The sequence below is a fragment of the Bacillus sp. AFS059628 genome, assembly GCF_002571225.1.
Classification (GTDB): domain Bacteria; phylum Bacillota; class Bacilli; order Bacillales; family Bacillaceae_G; genus Bacillus_A.
Genome location: NZ_NVEC01000048.1, coordinates 118068 through 132838 on the forward strand (window position 1 = coordinate 118068; position 14771 = coordinate 132838).

Annotated in this window: 15 protein-coding genes and 1 pseudogene; 14 read left to right on the forward strand and 2 right to left on the reverse strand. The window is 37.2% G+C overall.

The features are described 5' to 3' along the window. The first annotated feature begins 111 nt into the window (after positions 1–111). From pepV to COL05_RS16595, 4 genes are all read left to right on the forward strand, one after another. A complete protein-coding gene (pepV, locus tag COL05_RS16580; RefSeq protein ID WP_098669417.1) occupies positions 112–1518 on the forward strand; it encodes a dipeptidase PepV in 1407 nt (468 codons plus the stop codon). A 220-nt stretch (positions 1519–1738) separates the two neighbouring features. Continuing rightward, positions 1739–2284, forward strand: coding sequence for an RNA 2',3'-cyclic phosphodiesterase (gene thpR, locus COL05_RS16585; RefSeq protein WP_098669418.1), 546 nt, complete (start codon positions 1739–1741; stop codon positions 2282–2284). 137 nt (positions 2285–2421) lie between these two features. Beyond that, positions 2422–4563, forward strand: a complete 2142-nt coding sequence (gene pulA / locus COL05_RS16590; RefSeq protein ID WP_098669419.1) for a type I pullulanase — start codon at positions 2422–2424, stop codon at positions 4561–4563. 229 nt (positions 4564–4792) lie between these two features. Further along, positions 4793–5590 (forward strand): phosphotransferase family protein, encoded by a 798-nt coding sequence (locus COL05_RS16595; RefSeq protein WP_098669420.1) that lies wholly within the window; start codon positions 4793–4795, stop codon positions 5588–5590. Between the two features lie 3 nt (positions 5591–5593). On the opposite strand, the gene COL05_RS16600 is transcribed toward COL05_RS16595, so the two are convergent. Further along, the gene (locus COL05_RS16600) at positions 5594–5872 is read right to left on the reverse strand and encodes a YtzH-like family protein (protein ID WP_016118745.1); all 279 of its coding nucleotides are present in this window, start codon (positions 5870–5872) and stop codon (positions 5594–5596) included. Between the two features lie 233 nt (positions 5873–6105). Between COL05_RS16600 and trmB the strand changes: the two genes are divergently transcribed. Next, the gene (gene trmB, locus COL05_RS16605; RefSeq protein ID WP_001239381.1) at positions 6106–6759 is read left to right on the forward strand and encodes a tRNA (guanosine(46)-N7)-methyltransferase TrmB; all 654 of its coding nucleotides are present in this window, start codon (positions 6106–6108) and stop codon (positions 6757–6759) included. 69 nt (positions 6760–6828) lie between these two features. Next, a complete protein-coding gene (locus COL05_RS16610) occupies positions 6829–7683 on the forward strand; it encodes a YtnP family quorum-quenching lactonase (protein ID WP_098669421.1) in 855 nt (284 codons plus the stop codon). Between the two features lie 95 nt (positions 7684–7778). On the opposite strand, the gene COL05_RS16615 is transcribed toward COL05_RS16610, so the two are convergent. Then, the gene (locus tag COL05_RS16615; RefSeq protein WP_000118543.1) at positions 7779–8090 is read right to left on the reverse strand and encodes a PepSY domain-containing protein; all 312 of its coding nucleotides are present in this window, start codon (positions 8088–8090) and stop codon (positions 7779–7781) included. Between the two features lie 148 nt (positions 8091–8238). Between COL05_RS16615 and COL05_RS16620 the strand changes: the two genes are divergently transcribed. From COL05_RS16620 to COL05_RS16655, 8 genes and pseudogenes are all read left to right on the forward strand, one after another. Next, positions 8239–9312: a M42 family metallopeptidase gene (locus COL05_RS16620; protein ID WP_098669422.1), complete on the forward strand. Its 1074-nt coding sequence runs from the start codon at positions 8239–8241 to the stop codon at positions 9310–9312. Between the two features lie 280 nt (positions 9313–9592). After that, positions 9593–10102: a DUF84 family protein gene (locus tag COL05_RS16625; RefSeq protein WP_098669423.1), complete on the forward strand. Its 510-nt coding sequence runs from the start codon at positions 9593–9595 to the stop codon at positions 10100–10102. Between the two features lie 83 nt (positions 10103–10185). Next, positions 10186–10500: a thioredoxin family protein gene (locus COL05_RS16630; RefSeq protein ID WP_000838193.1), complete on the forward strand. Its 315-nt coding sequence runs from the start codon at positions 10186–10188 to the stop codon at positions 10498–10500. A gap of 78 nt (positions 10501–10578) precedes the next feature. Beyond that, positions 10579–11391: a DUF1444 domain-containing protein gene (locus COL05_RS16635; protein ID WP_000784603.1), complete on the forward strand. Its 813-nt coding sequence runs from the start codon at positions 10579–10581 to the stop codon at positions 11389–11391. Beyond that, positions 11388–12002 carry a YtpR family tRNA-binding protein gene (gene ytpR / locus COL05_RS16640; protein WP_098669424.1) on the forward strand — a complete coding sequence of 205 codons (615 nt, stop codon included), beginning with the start codon at positions 11388–11390 and terminating at the stop codon, positions 12000–12002. Before COL05_RS16635 ends, ytpR begins: the two co-directional genes overlap by 4 nt. Before the next feature lie 221 nt (positions 12003–12223). Further along, complete coding sequence (locus tag COL05_RS16645; RefSeq protein ID WP_098669425.1) at positions 12224–12520, forward strand: thiamine transporter; 297 nt, start codon at positions 12224–12226, stop codon at positions 12518–12520. Between the two features lie 85 nt (positions 12521–12605). Beyond that, positions 12606–13562 carry an N-acetylmuramoyl-L-alanine amidase gene (locus COL05_RS16650; protein ID WP_142337536.1) on the forward strand — a complete coding sequence of 319 codons (957 nt, stop codon included), beginning with the start codon at positions 12606–12608 and terminating at the stop codon, positions 13560–13562. A 155-nt stretch (positions 13563–13717) separates the two neighbouring features. Beyond that, positions 13718–14771: pseudogene (locus COL05_RS16655) on the forward strand (DNA translocase FtsK); the annotation flags it as partial.

The window sequence follows — 14771 nt, forward strand, 5'->3', positions numbered from 1 at the left end:
TAAGAAATATCTGAAATATTACAATTGTTCGGTATTTAGTTTTCGTGTATGGCATAAGAGATTTCGGTTTGTTATGATGAAAGAAACAATATAGTGAAGGATGGATGCGTGATGTCAGCAATTAATTGGACAGAAGAAGTTGCGAAACGAAAAGATGATTTAATTCGTGATACACAACAATTTTTACAAATTAAAAGTGTATGGGAAGAAGAATCGGCGAAAGAAGGCGCACCATTCGGTGAAGGTGTAGAAAAAGCTTTATCTTTCATGTTACATAAAGGAGAAACTGAAGGTTTTGCTTCTAAAAATTTAGAAGGGTATGCAGGTCATCTTGAAATGGGGCAAGGAGAAGAATTAGTAGGTATTCTTTGTCACGTTGACGTTGTACCAGAAGGCGATGGCTGGACGACTTCTGCATATAGTGCGGATATTCGCGATGGAAAGATTTTTGCACGCGGTGCAATTGACGATAAAGGCCCAACGATGGCAGCTTATTATGCGATGAAAATTGTGAAAGAATTAGGTTTACCTCTTTCAAAACGCGTTCGTATGATTTTAGGGACAGATGAGGAAAGCAATTGGAAATGTGTAGATCATTACTTTAAAAATGAAGAAATGCCAACAATCGGTTTTGCGCCAGACGCGGACTTTCCAATTATTAATGCAGAAAAAGGTATTTCTGACATACAAGTTGTGCAAAATGGTAGTGAAGAGAAGAAAGGTACATATGAACTTGTTTCGTTTGAGTCAGGTCGCCGTTTAAACATGGTTCCTGATTTTGCAGAAGCGATTATTACTGGAGAAGATGTAAATGCACTTACAGTAGCATATGAAGAGTATTTACAAACTGCTAAAAAAATAGGTGAAGCAATTGTAGAAGGTAATACGTTGACGTTGCAAATTAAAGGGATTTCAGCTCACGGATCTACTCCGGAAAAGGGGGAGAATGCAGGTTTATTACTAGCAAACTTCTTAACGAAAGTCGCTCTTGATGGAAAGGGAGCTTCGTTTGCAACATTTGCAACAGAAACATTTATTGGTGATATTTATGGTGAAAAGGCTACTATCGCTTATAAAGATGAAGTTAGTGGTCCGTTAACAGTGAATGTTGGTCGTCTTTCTTATACGAAAGAAAATGGTGGCAATTTAGGATTAAACGTACGTTACCCAGTTACAACTAACTTCGAAGAGATGATTGCGAAGTTAAAAGAATACGTTAGTACTTATGGATTTGAAGTAGCGGATTATTCTAACTCTCGTCCTCATCACGTTGATAAAGACCACGTATTAATTCGTACGTTGCAGCGCGTATACGAAGAACAAACAGGAGAAAAGGCAGAGCTATTAGCGATTGGTGGCGGCACTTACGCTCGTTCATTGAAAGCTGGTGTAGCATTTGGTCCGCTATTCCCTGGAAAAGAAGAACTCGCGCATCAAAAAGACGAATATATTGAAATTGAAGACTTATTAAAAGCGACAGCAATTTACGCGCAAGCAATTCATGAATTAGCGAAGTAATGGATATATAAATAATAAAAGACCGTCCCGATACATATTTTGGGACGGTTTTCTATTACGTGCCGTTTGTTTGTTAAGCCGCTATTCCTTGTCGAAATGTCGATATAAATTCATCTATTACCGCGACCTGAACTTGGTTAGACTTGTAGAGAAGTTGGATTCTTTTTAATGGAATGAGATAAGAAAGAAAAGCAACAATAGAAAGAAGGAGAAGATGTACATGGAGCCGCATTATTTTTTCGCAATCACTTTACCAAATCATATAAAAGAAGTGTTGTCTAACTATAAAGAAGAAATGCAGGGAGAATTACCATTTCGCTCATGGGTACATAAAGAAGACTATCATATTACCCTTTCATTTTTAGGGAGTGCGACAGAGGAACAATTAGAAGGAATAAAGAATGGATTACAAACACTTACAGAAACAAAGGAACTCTCGTTCAAGTTACAAGGATTTTCAACGTTCGGTATGGAAGATAGGCCACGTATTTTTTGGGCGAAGGTAAGCGAGAGTCAAGCTTTGTTTCAAGTGCAAAAGCAAGTACATGCTATTTGTGAAGGGAATGGATTTTCTTTAGAAACGCGCCCGTATCATCCGCATATTACTGTTGCCCGTAAATGGGTAGGAGAAGAAAAGTTCGATTTAGAACATATAAAGGAAGTGCCTGAAATATTATTCCAAGCGGATACAATTACTTTATACGAATCTCACGTGAAGGAGACACCGAAATATAAAGCAATTGCTGAAATAAAATTACAAAAATAGAATGTATGAAAACGTTTTTTATACAGGTGAATATACTATAAAGAATAATGTGTTACTGTATAGAGTCTTGCTGATAAGAATGGCCTTATCATTTGCAGCTCGTTTCATTTAACTTTAAGAATGATGGTGATTTTTTTATGTTGAAAGTAAAACGTCCATTTGATGCCTATTTAGATGAAATGAATAAAATTACAATTTTGCTCCCACATGCGTATGGAACAAGTCGGACATTTCGTTTGCAAGAAGGAAGTAACGTGAAAGATTTACCGATTGCTCATACAATTGCGCTTCCGGATGCAACGAAGTATGAGTGCTTTATAGAAGAGCCGCTGGATGTGGGGAAATATTATACAGTACGAGATGAACGGAATGAAGAAACGGATTTACAAATAGGTGCTGTCATAAGAACTGCAATTTTTGATGAAAAGTATTATTACGAAGGTACCGATTTAGGGGCAGTACACCAAAAGGAAGCAACGACATTTAAAGTGTGGGCTCCAACTGCGAGACTTGCGAAAGTAAGAATTTATAAAAGTGATAAAGAATATACCGATTATGAAATGTATAGAGGAGAAAATGGGGTTTGGACTCATACATTACAGGGCGATTTAGCCGGGGAAAAGTATACATTTCTTGTTTGTATTAATTTAATATGGAACGAAGCGGTGGATCCTTACGCAAAGTCAGTAACTGTAAATGGGAAGTATGGCATTGTTATTGATTTAGAAAAGACGACTGTAACGAAACGAGAGCAATTACCACCATTACAAGCAATGACAGATGCCATATTGTATGAACTGCATATTCGTGATGCTACTATTCATCCGAATAGTGGAGTGAGTAAAAAAGGAACGTATAAAGGGCTAATGGAAGAAGGAACAACAGGGCGAAATGGGACATTGACAGGTTTGTCTCATATAAAAGATTTAGGCGTCACACATGTTGAATTATTGCCTTTATATTGTTTCGGTGGTGTAGATGAGGCGAATCCTTCTTCTGCCTATAATTGGGGGTACAATCCATTATATTACAATGCACCAACGGGATATTATGCTACAAATCCCTCTGACCCGTATAACAGGATAATAGAGTGTAAACAGTTAATTGAAACATTTCATGAACACGGCATTAGAGTAATTATAGATGTTGTATATAATCATGTTTATGAAAGAGAGCTATCATCATTTGAAAAGCTTGTCCCAGGATATTATTTTCGTCATGGTGAAAATGGTATGCCTTCTAATGGGACGGGAGTCGGGAATGATATAGCATCTGAACGAAAAATGATGAGAAAATTCATTGTAGAGTCTATTTTATATTGGCTTACTGAATACAATGTTGATGGATTCCGATTCGACTTAATGGGAATTTTAGATGTTGATACAATGAACATAATAGAAAAAGAAGTGCGAAACATAAAACGAGATGCATTGCTATTAGGAGAAGGATGGGATCTACAAACCCCACTTCCTCTAGAGGAAAAAGCAACGCTAAATAATGCAAAGAAAATGCCACATATTGCGCAATTTAATGATCAATTTCGTGATGGAATAAAAGGGAGTACCTTTCATATAAATAAGCGTGGTTTTGCATTTGGTGGGCATGTAGACTGTAATCATTTGCAGTATATAGTAGCAGGAAGCCTTTTGAGTATGAAAGAAACAGGTTTATTTTTAGAGCCTGTGCAAAGCATTAACTATGTAGAATGTCATGACAATATGACGATGTGGGATAAACTAATGCGCAGTAATGAAGAGTCAGAAGAGATTTTGAAAAAACGGCACCTGCTAGCGAGTGCAATGGTAATTCTGTCACAAGGTATACCTTTCTTACATGCTGGGCAAGAGTTTTATCGTACGAAGCAAGGAAATGAAAATAGTTATAATGCAAATGATGAAATTAATCAATTAGATTGGGATCGAAAAGAGGAAGAGATAGAGACTGTTAACTATATAAAAGGTTTAATTGCAATTCGTAAAGAGCACGGAGCGTTCCGATTACAAAACGCAGACCTTATAAAAAAACACATGACTTTTTTGCAAACATCTCCAGAAGTACTTGCATATCACCTAGAGCATGCAGAATCGTTCGGACCGTGGAAAGAGATTGTCGTTTTATTTAATAGCGGTTTAGAAGCTAAAACGGTGCAACTTCCAAAAGAAGAAACGTGGCATGTGTTAGTAAACGAAAAGCAAGCGAAAATAGAGCCAATTTCTTCATTTAGAGGAAAGGAACTTAGACTCGCTCCAATTAGCACGTATATATTGACGATAATGTGACAAATCGCTACTTGACGATGAGAATGTAATAAATGTAGAATTGACAAAGGTGACGATTTTGATAAGTTGTCATTCTATGACTGGTTTTGTAAAATAAAATAGAGAGTTTTTGGCTTATGCCAAAATTTCTTTTCATTTACAGTAAAATATATATGAATCCACAACATGTGTAGAAATGTTGCGGTTTTTCTTTTCATAACTATAAAAGATAAGGATTTGTTAACGGGTAATGAATATGGAATGGTTGGAACAATTATTAGGAAAAGAGTGGAGTCTTGTACCGGCTGGTGGAGTAACGGGCGATGCATATATTGCGCAAAACGGACAACAGAAGTTATTTTTAAAGCGGAATACATCGCCCTTTTTAGCGGTATTGTCAGCAGAAGGAATTGTTCCAAAATTACTTTGGACAAGAAGGGTAACGAACGGTGATGTAATTTCTGCTCAAAAATGGCTTCCGGGACAGAAGCTAGAGCCAGAGGATATGAAACTAGAACGTGTTGCGAAACTTTTGAAGAAAATACACTCCTCTAAAGCACTTGTACAAATGATTCAAAGACTTGGGAAGCAGCCGCTTCACGCACAAGAGTTATTACAACAACTGCAACTCGTTTTAAGAGGAGATATAAGGGATGATGAAACAATTCAGCAAGGCCTTCAATATTTAATGGATTCATTAAAAGAGATTGAATACAATGAATTCGTTGTATGCCATTGTGATGTAAACCATAACAACTGGCTATTGTCGGATGAAGATGAGTTGTTTTTAATTGATTGGGATGGAGCTGTAATTGCTGACCCAGCTCTAGACCTTGGTATGTTATTATATTGGTACATTCCGCGCCACGAATGGAGTGAATGGCTCGGTTATTATGATATTGAAATGGATGAATCGCTGCTTAAGCGTATGAGATGGTATGTGATAGCACAAACGATTTTGTCTATTCAATGGCATACAACAAAAAAGCAGCAAGCAGAAGCTGAATATTGGCATCAATATTTACAGCAACTACTTGCTTCAGAGTAATACTTAAGAAAAATTGTCCATTCCAGCAATCCACTGAGTAAGTTGTTCTTGATTATTGGAAATGTGGTTGTCCAAATTAGAGGAAGATTTACCCGATTGACTATAAGAATATACATCGTTTAGCATTGCTTTAGCGTCACTACTTACATTATCGTTTGCGAGTAACGATTGAATGAGACGCTCTAATTGCTCGCATTCAGAAACTGTCCCGCAACAATCACTTTGGTGATTGACTAAAATATCTTTCAGCACTTCTAATTGATGTTGTTGATTAATTGGCATGAACGGATCATCCTTTCGATTGTTTTTCTCTTCTTAGAAAAGTAAGAGAAAAAGCTGTTTCGTCATGGAATGTTTAATGCTGTATGTAGTTTTTATCAAAATGGTACATCTTATACTTGAAAGAAACGGACCGAGTGCTCGTACGTACTTGGTTTTTTGTTTGGTAGATTGATTAAAAACAGAAAGAAGGAATTATTCCTTTAAAATAGCTATGTAAAGAGAGGGAGACATCTATGCGTTTAAGACATAAACCATATGCAATGGATCGAATTAATGAGTATTCACATATCGTAATTGGAAACCCAGAGGAGCGCGCTGGTAACTGGAAAGAAGTATTTGGAAATGAACAACCAATTCATATTGAAGTAGGTACAGGTCGTGGCCGCTTTATGTATGATATGGCAAAAGCAAATCCTCATATTAATTATATTGGAATTGAAAAATTCACAAGTGTTGTTGTAGATGCGCTTGATAAATTAATTGAAGAAGAATTACCGAACTTAAAGTTAATTAATAAAGATGCTGAAGATTTAACAGTTTTCTTCGCAAAAGGTGAGATTGATCGCGTTTATTTAAACTTCTCAGATCCATGGCCAAAGAAACGTCATACGAAGCGTCGTTTAACGTATAAAACGTTTTTACGCAATTATGAAGAAGTGTTAGTAGAAGGCGGAGAAATTCATTTCAAAACAGATAACCAAGGTTTATTTGAATACTCTCTTATGAGTATGGCTGAGTATGGTATGTTATTAACTTACCTTAGCCTAGATCTTCATAATAGTGATTATGAAGGAAACATTATGACTGAATACGAAGAGAAGTTCTCTAGTAAGGGTCATCGTATTTACCGAGTAGAAGCGAAATATCGTACAGAGCCTATGCAGTAATGCATAGGTTTTTTGTATCTAAAATAATCGGAATTTTATGTTAATATTAATTTAAAAGGGGGATGTGTAATGGAACAGTTACAAATTGGAGATATAAAAGTGACGTGGCTAAAAGGCGGAAACACACATTTAGATGGAGGAGCGATGTTTGGTGTCGTGCCGAAAGTACTTTGGTCACGTAAGTATAAACATAATGATACAAATCATATTTATTTACGAACAGATCCGTTACTTTTGCAAACGAAAGACGGAAATATGCTCATTGATTCCGGAATAGGAAACGGTAAATTGAATGAGAAGATGAAGCGGAATCAAGGTGTAACAGAAGAATCATCGGTTTATGAATCATTAGAAAAACTAGGATTAAAGCCAGAAGATATTCACTATGTTTTAATGACGCACCTTCATTTTGATCATGCATCTGGTTTAACAAAATGGGAAGGTGATCATCTTGTACCAGCGTTTCCGAACGCGAAAGTTTACGTAAGTGAAACAGAGTGGAATGAAATGAGGAACCCAAATATTAGATCACGTAATACATATTGGAAGGAAAATTGGGAGCCGATTGTAGATCAAGTTGTTACGTTCCAGCAAGAAATAGAAATTACAGATGAAATAAAAATGGCGCATACAGGTGGTCATAGTGATGGACATGCAGTTATTGCTTTAGAAAGCCAAGGGGAAACGATGCTTCATTTAGCAGACCTATTACCGACGCACGCACATCAAAATGTATTATGGGTAATGGCCTATGATGATTATCCGATGACATCAATTGAAAATAAGCAAAAGTGGATGAAATACGGCGCTGAAAACGATGCTTGGTTTACGTTTTATCATGACGCGTATTACCGTGCAGTAAAGTGGAATGAGGAAGGGCATATCATAGAAAAACTAGAGCGGAAAACGAGTATAGAAGCATAAAAATAGGAGGTTGTTCCAGGATATTTGTTGGAGCAGCCTCTTTTTATTGTCGGTGATTAAAAAATAAGAGGTTCACCTAATGGGAACCCTCCTTTTTATGCTGCTATAACCTCTAAAACAGTACCTGTTTTAGCATCAACTAAAAATTCAAATCGTTCTTGTATATCATTTAACATCGTTGTAAGACCGCCGCGATAAACTTCATATGCGACATCATATTTTTCAAATGTCTCTGGAACCATATGTACCCAAGAGCCAGTAATTTCACCTTTATGACTTAATGCTTGTTTCACCATTTTCAATGCTTTTTCTGAAGAAATATGGGATTGTTCTTGGACTTTGTTTGCAACGAGATAACCAGCTGCAAATCCAACGCCAAGACCTGCTACTAAACCTTTCCAGCTCATATATTCACCTCAATTCTATAAAATAAAAATAGTGTACCGATAATAATTATAAAGCAAATACAGCTAAAAAAGAAGAAACTAGAAACATTTCGAAAATTTCGTTACAATAAAAGAGGTATTCTACTAAGGTTTGAAAGAAGGGGACTTCGTGAATAAAGAGACATTACAATTATTTCGTACGTTAACAGAATTACAAGGTGCATCAGGTTTCGAACATGATGTACGCCGTTTTATGAAGCAAGAATTAAGCAAATATGCGGATGAAATTGTACAAGACGGTTTAGGTAGCGTATTTGGTCTGAAAAAAGGGGACGAAACTGGCCCGCGTGTTCTTGTAGCAGGTCATATGGATGAAGTAGGTTTCATGGTTACGCAAATTACGAAAAACGGAATGCTTCGTTTTCAAACGTTAGGCGGCTGGTGGAGCCAAGTACTATTAGCACAACGTGTACAAGTTATGACGAAGAATGGTCCTGTTGTTGGAGTTGTTGGTTCTATTCCTCCTCACTTATTAAGTGACGCGCAACGTGCAAAACCGATGGATATAAAAAATATGTTAATTGATATAGGTGCAGATAGCTATGAAGATGCGATTGAAATTGGTGTAAAACCAGGACAACAAATCGTACCGATCTGCCCGTTTACGCCGATGGCAAACGAAAAGAAAATTATGGCGAAAGCTTGGGACAACCGTTACGGATGTGGCCTTGCTATCGAATTACTAAAAGAATTAAAAGATGAAACATTACCAAACACATTATACTCTGGTGCCACTGTACAAGAAGAGGTAGGTCTTCGCGGTGCACAAACTGCTGCAAATATGATTCAACCAGACATTTTCTATGCGCTTGATGCAAGTCCAGCAAATGATGCATCTGGTGACAAAACGCAGTTCGGTCAATTAGGAAAAGGTGCTCTTCTTCGTATTTATGACCGTACGATGGTAACACATAGAGGAATGCGTGAATTCATTTTAGATACAGCAGAAACACACAACATTCCGTACCAATACTTTATTTCACAAGGTGGTACAGATGCGGGCCGTGTACATACAAGTAATTCGGGTATCCCATCAGCAGTAATTGGTGTTTGCGCACGCTACATTCATACACATGCTTCTATTTTACATGTTGATGACTATGCAGCAGCGAAAGAACTCATTACGAAGCTTGTGAGAACAACGGATAAAACGACGTTAGAAACAATTAAGAATAACGCGTAGAGAGAAGGGCTAAAGAGCCTTTCTTTTTTTAGGTTGAATAGATGACCCATCCATGTGTGGAAGCGGTTAGTGCCCAATTGATTCTCACGTGAGGTATTAAAACCTGGGGTAGGAAGTGAGATGAAGGCTGCATTTTGAGTTCGAATACAGCAATGGTGAGGGAATCCGTCTTCTTTTTTAGGTAGAAGAGATGACTCAGTGGTGTGTGGTGGCGGTGCTCCCATGTATAAAGAATAACTTGATTAAAGTAAGATGATGAATTTTTATAGAGGTGAACGAAATGAAAGTAGTAGTTGGATCGAAGAATAAAACGAAAGTTGGAGCTGTGGAGAAGGTTTGGAAAGATGCTATAATTACATCTCTTTCTGTTCCTTCAGGAGTAGCAAACCAGCCGTTTTCAGATGAAGAGACGATGCAAGGAGCGGTTAATAGAGCGAAGCGAGCGTTGCAAGAAGGAGAAGCTCAAATTGGTATTGGATTAGAAGGCGGCGTAATGAAAACAGAGCACGGTTTATTTATGTGTAATTGGGGCGCGTTAGCAACAAGTGACGGTAAAACATTCGTTGCCGGCGGGGCACGTATTAAGTTACCAGATGATTTTTTAGCACCTCTTGAAGAGGGCAAAGAGTTAAGTGAAGTGATGGAAGAGTTTGTGCAGAGAAAAGATATTCGTAGTCACGAAGGTGCGATTGGTATTTTTACAGATGATTATGTCGACCGTACGGAATTATTTGTACACGTTGTTAAGTTACTTGTTGGGCAATATAAGTATGACGAAAAGCAAGCATAAACCTTGCACCGTGCGCGATGTATGGTAGTATAAAAGAAAGATTATAACATGAAAAACTGCACTCGTTAGAGGAGGAAATATAGATGAAATCATTAGAAAGCATGGAACAATTCCAACAATTAAAAAATGAAGAGAATGTAGTCTTTATGTTCTCAGCGGAATGGTGCCCAGACTGCCGTTTTGTAGACCCATTTATGCCAGAAGTAGAAGAGAAATATAGTGATTTCTCATTTTACTATGTAGATCGTGATGAGTTTATTGATCTATGCGTAAAATTAGACGTATTTGGCATTCCGAGCTTTGTAGCGTACAATAAAGGTGAAGAAACAGGTCGCTATGTAAACAAAGATCGTAAAACACAAGAACAAATCGAGGAGTTCATTGAAGGTTTAAAATAAGGCAATTTGCCAATTGAATTGTAAAACAACCTCTACCTTCGCGGGGGAGGTTATTTTTTTGGAAGGGAGGAAAAAGAGATGAAGATGACAAGTAAAAAGATGAAAGACGAGTTAATGAAGAAATTATCTCGCCCGGAATGGGACTTTCAGTATGATAGCGAGAAAGAAGTTCTACGTATAGAACAGAAAGATTCGAAAAAGGGTATTAACGTATCGCTTCCAGGAGTTGTGGCAAAATGGGAAGTGAATAAAGAAAAGGCGATTGAAGAGGTTGCCTATTACGTACAAGAAGCGTTAATTGCGATGCATAAAGAAGAAAATAGCGCGGCGAAAATTTTACCTGTTATTCGCTCTACTTCTTTCCCGAAACAAGCAGAAGAAGGAAATCCGTTCATTATGACGGACCATACGGCGGAAACACGTATTTACTATGCGCTAGATTCGAATAAAACATATCGTTTAATTGATGAGCGTTTATTACAAAAATTAGGGCTTACAGAGCAACAAGTGCGTGAAATGGCGTTATTCAACGCTCGCTCATTAGGTTATGAATTTAAACAAGATACAGTAGCAGGTAATACATTCTACTTTTTAAACACAAATGATGGGTATGATGCGACGCGTATTTTAAACGAATCATTACTACAATCGATGCGTGAAAAAATTTCTGGTGACATGGTTGTTGCTGTTCCTCACCAAGATGTATTAATTATTGCTGATATCGTCAACGAAATCGGTTATGATATTATTGCACAAATGACAATGAAATTTTTTGCCGAAGGGCATGTTCCGATTACATCACTTTCATTCGTATATGAAGATGGGGACTTTGAACCAATCTTTATTTTAGCGAAAAATCGGAAGAAGACAGATGGAAAAGAGAAAGGATGAACGAAGTGAACGTTTTTTACAACCTTGAAGGAATTGGTGATACTCTAATTGTTGCCTTACAAGATATTACTTTAGAGAACCGTACTTTTGATCGCAAAGGAGATGTTGCACGCGTATACGATCGTGAAAGTAACGAAACAGCAGGATTCAACATCTTTAATGCATCTTCTTACTTAGAAGTAAAAGAAACAGGTAACCTAACATTAACGAAAGAACTTGTAGAAAAAATTAACGAAATTTTAGCGAAGAACGGTTTTGAAGAAAAAGTAGAAGCAGATCTTTCTCCAAAATTTGTTGTAGGCTATGTAGCTGAAAAAGAGAAGCATCCAAATGCTGATAAGCTAAACATCTGTAAAGTAGAAATCGGTACAGAAACATTACAAATCGTATGTGGCGCACCAAACGTTGATGCAGGACAAAAAGTTGTCGTTGCAAAAATCGGCGCTGTAATGCCAAGCGGTATGTTAATTAAACCAGCTGAACTTCGCGGTGTTCCTTCTGCTGGAATGATTTGCTCAGCACGTGAATTAGAGCTTCCAGATGCTCCACAAGAAAAAGGTATTCTTGTATTAGAAGATAGCTTTGAAGTTGGACAAGAGTTTAAATTTTAATTGATATAAGAAAAGAGAGGTTGTCCTTTTGGACAACCTCTCTTTTCGTTTTTTGTCAGTAAATCGATATCCTGTGTCGAACCATTGATATATTGCGAGTTGTAATAGATTATTCAGGAAATCATTCATATTCATAAGGATGTCACTTTTTTTCTTAAAATCTATATTGTGTTTTATAAACAAAATAGTTAAAATTTAGAAAAATAGAAGGGGATAGATATATGAAACAACAACCCAAAATCGCAGAGCTTCTAAAACGAATTGAAACTTCAAAACAGCAAGATATCGAATTAGGTTCTTATGAAATATATTTGTTTAGTGAAAATGAATTAGAAAAAGGACAAATCGGTTATCGATATGATAAACATAAAAATTCATTAATAAGTGAAGAACATGGAAAATGGAAAGAAGAGTGGATTGTTCTCGGATATGAAACAGATATGGGGGATCCGGTTTTCGTAAATGTGGCTGATGATGCGTATTTCGTTTATACGGCAGAGCGTGGTACAGAAACGTAGCGACCCGTTCATATCGGAAATATGGATGAGATTATAAAACAATTATAAAAACTTTGAGACCGGTGCAAAGTGATGGGAGAAAAGCATGAAGTATATAAAAATAATGAGCATGATTGCATGCATTGGAATATATATGGGAGGTTGTTCGCAAGAAGAGCCGAAAAAAGAAGTGACATCTTCTATGAAGGAAAAAATCAAAGATAACAAGGAAGACGCACCGGTAGAAAAGCAGAAAGAAGAACAAGAAAAGAAAGAAGAGCCGCAAGCGGTTCAAACGAATGAGCAAGTAGAGCAGAAGCAGGAGGAAGTGCCGACCGAAGAAAAGAAAGAGGAATCGACGCCAGTGCAGCCAACTGAGAAACCGCTACAAAGTAATGAACAAAAAGTAGAGAATAATGAAAAGCAAGGAAAGTTTCTCGTTGTTATTGATCCAGGGCATCAACAAAAAGCGAATTTAAAGTTAGAACCGATTGGGCCAGGAGCAGCGACGCAAAAATATAAAGTGACAGATGGTACAACTGGTGTTGTGACGAAAAAACGAGAGGCTGTCCTTGTATTAGAAATGGCTTTCGTATTAAAAGAAAAGTTAGAAGCAAAGGGAATGCAAGTATTAATGACGAGAACGTCACAAGATGTTGATATAAGTAATAAAGAACGTGCGACATTGGCGAATGATCATAAGGCGAATTTATTTTTACGTCTTCATGCAGATGGTTCCGAAAATCCGAATCAAAGTGGATTTGCTGTATTGACACCGGCAGAAGAAAGTCCGTATACGAAAGAGATTTATGCGGAAAGTCTTCAAATCTCTCAAGCGATCGTAAATAAAATGAGAGAGAATCAGCAAGTGAAAGTAAATGGAATTAAATTTAGGGATGATCTTTCTGGATTTAATTGGTCCAAAGTACCTGGCGTACTATTAGAACTTGGATTTATGTCAAACCATGAAGAAGATAAAAAATTATCTGACCCGCAGTATGTAAATTCTTTATTGCAAAGTGTAACGGATAGTGTAGATGAATATCGGAAGAGTAAAGCTTAAGCGCAGTCTTACATGTAAGGGTGCGTTTTTTCGTATGAAAACACTCGTAAATTAGAATATTATGGATAAATATGACATGCTTAATTTTACCTGCACTTTTTGCCGAATGCTGATACAATAAAGGATGTTACTATTTAGTAGAAAGAGTGGTAAGCATGTTAGATTGGATGAAAAAGCTGTTTAACAAAGAGGAAGAACAAACAGCGATGAATAAAGAAGTACCAAAGCAAGTTGAAAGTCAGCCGAAAATTCCTCGTGTAAACCACTACACTGAAGCAAGAGAAGCACAAATGGCAAGTAGGAATGCAGGTAAATGCCGTTTTCCATTAGTACCGGATAATGGGTTCGATGAAGAGGATGTTATAGAAACAGGGCATTTTGAAGAACAACCTGTTCAAGCTGTAACATATGAAAATCAGCCTATTCCAAGAGGAATCAAAGTGGAAAGAAGTAGACGACAGTATGTGGAGAAGGTAGTTTCTACATATGAAGAGCCGGAAATTCAATATGAACCGGAGCGAGAGCCTGTCGTAAAGAAAGTATCTGCACCTACGCAAGAAAGTAACCGTAGACCATTTCGTCCAACAGAAATGATTTCGCCAATTTACGGATATAATCGTCCTTCAGTAGAGAAAAAGGTAGAAAAACAGGAGGAAGAAAAGGAAAGAGAAGACCTTGAAATATCTGTAGAGGGAAAATCAGTCGTTGATGCATGGTTAGAGAAAAAAGGATATACATTATCTCATTTCTCAGAAGGACAAGCACAGACTTCTTCCAGTCATAAAGGAGTTGATCAGCAAGATCAACAAAGTAAAAAGGAAGAAAAGTCAGTTGTCGATCAATGGTTAGAGAAAAACGGTTATGAAATTGAACGCCAAGAGCCTATAGTAGAAGAAAAAGAAGTGGTTCAAGAAATGAGTGCACCGCAGGAAGTTCCAGCGGCTGAATTACTTCATGAAACAGGTGCTGAGCGTATGGAAGATGCGAAGCAAGAAAGTGATGTAGTGGCCCAAAACATTCTACAAGAGGAATTAGTAGATTCTAAAGTAGAGCACGAGGATACAATATTATCAGAAGAAATTAAACGTAATACAGAAATAGAACAACCTACTATTGAAGTAGAAGAGCAATCTCCAGAAGAATCAGTGATCGTCAAAGCAGAAGAAACAATCATTGTGGAAATACCAGAAGAAGCGGAAGAGTCAGCAG